This window comes from Kaarinaea lacus, assembly GCF_975902315.1.
In genome coordinates this window covers 1-4333 of record NZ_CDLKIE010000450.1, presented here as the reverse complement: position 1 = coordinate 4333, position 4333 = coordinate 1, and the positions used below count along the sequence as shown (strand labels likewise).

The following is a 4333-nucleotide window of genomic DNA, read 5'->3' as shown; positions in this document are numbered from 1 at the left end:
CTTGGCCCAGGGCATGTACCCCGGTATCAGTGCGTCCCGCACAGACAATTCGCAGCGAATGATTAGCCACTTGTGCCAGCGCCGCTTCCACTGCACCCTGAACACTTGGACCATTCTCCTGCAGCTGCCATCCAACATAGTTGGTACCGTCGTACTCGATACCCATTGCAATGCGCATCTATTTACTACCCTGAGATTAACCAAAACAGCCTATTCTACACTACCTGCACACAAATCGATAAACCATGCCTGTCAATGAAATTAAGCGATTCCATTACGGCTGTTAATTTTGCTGGTATGCTTTATTTTATTCATTGCCTGGTTCAGGAATCACGAATAACGCTAACAACAAACATAAAGCAAACACTGCGAGTAATCCTGAATAATCTCGTCAGCTCATATCGTGCAATACACGTATTAATCCATATTAGCAACAACCGGGCTAAAACCGTTAAATTCACCAAAAGCTTTACACAATGTATGATTGCCTTTAGCTTGCCTTTGCCGGCTAACGCCCACCAGGCAACCCTCCCACAATCTGGAGTCTTCCCTGGCCTTTATTGAAACGCTCTTTGGTTCTGTAAAAAACAATTTTGAAAATGGATAAAGTGATTATGAAATGAAATAGCAGGTGGTTAGCGATGTAAAGAAATGTCGGAACTGGAATAACTTCGAAGAAATTGGTCGCGTCATCAGCCATGTTTACCTGGAAATTGAACAGGCATCATTTTGATGTGAATTGATGTGAAACATTTTTCGATGCGACAAGGCCCTCCAAACAAACTCAGTAGCTTGTTTAATAAAACCTTGTCGCGACGCAATGGATAGAAGTATTAACTTAATTCTTCAGCGACTTAATGCATATGCGCGACTTCAGTGCGTTCAAATTCCCGTCTGAATTTTTTCGCAGCCCGCAATGCTTTTTGCTCGTCTTTATCGGTTACAACATCAATATCGCCCACAAAGAATGTTTTATTATTGGGGCTGCCATCCGAGTTTTTAAAATGCACGCTGTAACTTAAATAAGTAATACCTCGGCGTTTATCAAACTTCACCGTACGGGAAATACCTCGAATGCCAGTATTACTTTGCACGGGTCGTTTGGCTTTTTCGGGATATTTCGCCCGAATTTCATCCCGCCAGTCGATTGCCGCCTTGAGCGATTTTCTTTTCCCACCATAACGTTTGTGAGAAAAATAGCGGCTACGTTCCTTACCCTTACGAACAACTCTAACCTGGAAACCCATTCCATCAGGTTCAGTGATGTTTTCGTACTTAGCCAATGTCTTTGCCTCTCTCTTGTTAGTTAAAGTTATACCCAAAGAATTACAACCGTACAGCCTTATTATTATTACCCGCATTACTACATCTAATAACTACATCTAATAACTACATCTAACTACTACATCTAATTACTACAAGCCCATTCAACGCCTCAACGCAAAACGTCATTACCATTGAGAAGCTACTGGACAGCTAACACTCGATGCTAATCAGTTAATACGTTAACTAACAAAGTAGACGTTAAATTTAATCTTGGCAACTTAACGTTGCAAAACCCTAGTAACTAATTTTGTTTGAAGTTGTGTGTCTCAATTTTTTATCAGCAGACTTTTATTTTTTTACTTATAGTTTATTAGCTAAATTTAGTTAGCCATGTTTTGTTTTGCTTGTCTGCATTTTCTTTTTAGTGGGATATTTCTTTTCTCACCTGTCTATAATATACCCTGTTTTAAATATTGTTGCATGTCAGATGTTTCTTACAAGTTACACCACTTACATAAGCTAAAAACTATTTACGTATTTGCAGTTAGCGGGGCTTCTAGAATGAGTACAGAAGCAATCCTGTTAACTTCATTGCAAAGACGGACAATATCATCATCCTCCGTTTTAACGCAGTCATTCAAATTTGGTTGACCACAAATTTCTTCATCAACATTACTATGAATATAGATTCATCTTTGCATGCTATCAACCTTGCCCTGGCGGTTATTGTCAACCTGCCGACCACTTAACTACAGGATTCTCGACAAATATCCAGCGCCGATCAGGTCTGGTTTTTATGTAATTTGTTCAGAAAACCCCTCTCCTGTCGGCTTCCTGCTGAAAACACACTCTAAACTGGATTTCCATTACCAATATTGTCTGAATAACACGCCTTTTCCCTGGTGTGCATTCGCTACCATCATGTTCGCGCGGTCCATTTGTAGCCGTCTGAAACATGACATCATTGGTAACCTTACCGTTTTTACGCAATTGCGGGCGCTGACTCGCAACACTGACGATAATTTGTGTTTCAACTTGGGTTATTTGCTGTTTTTTTACCAGCTGTGATCAGGAATCGGTAAGATAGACATCAATTAAGCCATCGTAGTTCCCATCGGGATGGATACGGTAACCATTGATATTATGCCGTGCTGCGTAGACATGGTCCTCGTACCACAAAGGCACATAAGGTAGTTCTCGATAGAGAATTTGCTGAATCTCCCGGTAAATTTCTGCTTGCGCTGATATATCCTGCTGCTTCTGTGCTGTCTCCAATAGTGTATCTATCTGGAGACTTGCATAACGTCCTCGGTTGGCACCTGCGGGAGGTACCGATTGGCTATGGAATACGTAGCGAAAGATATCTGGTAAATTAATACCAACCCAGGCCAGGCTATACATCTGGAAATTACCTGCCTTGATATCGCCATAGAAGGTGCCCCAATCATAGGTTCGGATATCGACATCAATGCCCACCGCTTCCAACTGGCTTTGAATAATGGTTGCCAGCCGAATCCGAAATGGATTACTTGATGTTTTATAGGTAATTGTTAAGGGTTTTACCGCGTTGTAACCGGATTGTTTTAATAATTGCCGGGCTTTCTCCGGATTATAGGCGTACGTAGGTAACCCAGGATGGCCCGCCCAATGATCAGGTGTTAGTAAAGCGCTCGCCAGGCGTGCCCGACCTGAAAATAAATACTGGATAATCGCCTCTCGATCAATAGCAAACGCTATTGCCTGACGGACAGAAAGCTTGCTCACTTCCGGATCTTGCAGGTTAAAACCCAGATAAGAAAAATTGCTACCCCTTCCCGTGGTCACTTTGACTTCAACCTGTTCACCCAGGTACTTTATCAACTCACTATCTATATCATTTTGCAGCATATCTAATTCACCACGCAGTAATTTAAGTACCCGCGTGTTTTCTTCTTTAACGTGCAAAAATTCAAACACCTGTTGATCAGCCAGTCTTTGCAACCTTAATCGATCGCTGGTCGGCCAGGAGAGAAAGCGGAACGGCCCACTCCCGACAGGCTGAGTATTAAAGGAATGTCCCTGTTTAATATAGGCTGCAGGAAGTATCCCTATTTCCAGGTAGCCGGGAAACAATGGATCGGCTTTGTTGAGATAGAAATCAACCGTGTCATCATCAACCACCTTAACACTCGCAATCATATGCAGTGTGGCTCGGTGCGGTGCCGCCACTTTTTCATCGAGAATCGAATCGAATGTTGCTTTTACATCATGCGCTGTTAACAGGCTACCGTCATGAAATGTGCGATATTCAGGCTGCAAATGAAAGCGGTACTGGAGTGGTGTCAGTTTCTTCCAGGTAGCTAATGATGGTATGGGTCTGGATGCAGCATCGAAATCAATGAGCTGCCGGTAAATCAATCGATTAATGCGTGAGGAAATTGCATCGGTTGAAAAACGGGGATCCAGTGTTACAGGTGCGCTTGCCAAACCAAATCGAATAGCATGGTCTTCCTGCGGGGAACGGCAACTCATCTGAAACGATAAACAAACACAAACAACAATCAAACCGGCAAAACGTTTGCTGAACACTTGCTGATTACGCTGCATGCCTGACAGGCCTATTCGTTGCGCCAGTTTTTATAGGGATTCTTCACCAGACAAACATTGTAATAACGAGTATCGTCCGAAACTTCTTTACCAAGCCAGGCTGGTTTTTCAAATTCCTCTTCTGCGTGCGATAACTCGATTTCCGCAACGACCAGGCCCTCATTGTCCCCGGAAAATACATCCACTTCCCATGTATGTTGATCCTGGATGACGTAATGACGGGTTTTTTCTATTACCGGTTTTTCACAGAGACTTTCTATCATTTCTTTCGCATCTTCAAGGGGAATCTCAATTTCATATTCCTTGCGCGTGACGCCAAGTGTTGCACTCTTAATGTTTAAATTAGCCTGTTCCCCACTAATTCGCACTCTAATGGATGCTTTTCCACCGCCAGCGAAATAACCTTGCTTCATCACCTTATGCCTGGCGACCTGCTCCCGCCAACTATCATTGATGACTAAAAATTTTCGTTCTATTTCAG

Annotated in this window: 3 protein-coding genes and 1 pseudogene; all 4 read right to left on the bottom strand. The window is 42.8% G+C overall.

All coding sequences use genetic code 11. The annotated features are described in order from the left end of the window. A pseudogene (locus tag ACWVCM_RS14015) lies at positions 1-166 on the bottom strand (tRNA pseudouridine(38-40) synthase TruA); the annotation flags it as partial. Between the two features lie 688 nt (positions 167-854). Next, positions 855-1283, bottom strand: a complete 429-nt coding sequence (locus ACWVCM_RS14010) for a hypothetical protein (RefSeq protein WP_455202384.1) — start codon at positions 1281-1283, stop codon at positions 855-857. 1051 nt (positions 1284-2334) lie between these two features. Then, positions 2335-3852 (bottom strand): ABC transporter substrate-binding protein, encoded by a 1518-nt coding sequence (locus ACWVCM_RS14005; protein ID WP_455202383.1) that lies wholly within the window; start codon positions 3850-3852, stop codon positions 2335-2337. Between the two features lie 11 nt (positions 3853-3863). Continuing rightward, the coding region (locus tag ACWVCM_RS14000; RefSeq protein ID WP_455202382.1) for a CYTH domain-containing protein at positions 3864-4333 on the bottom strand (470 nt) is incomplete at its 5' end.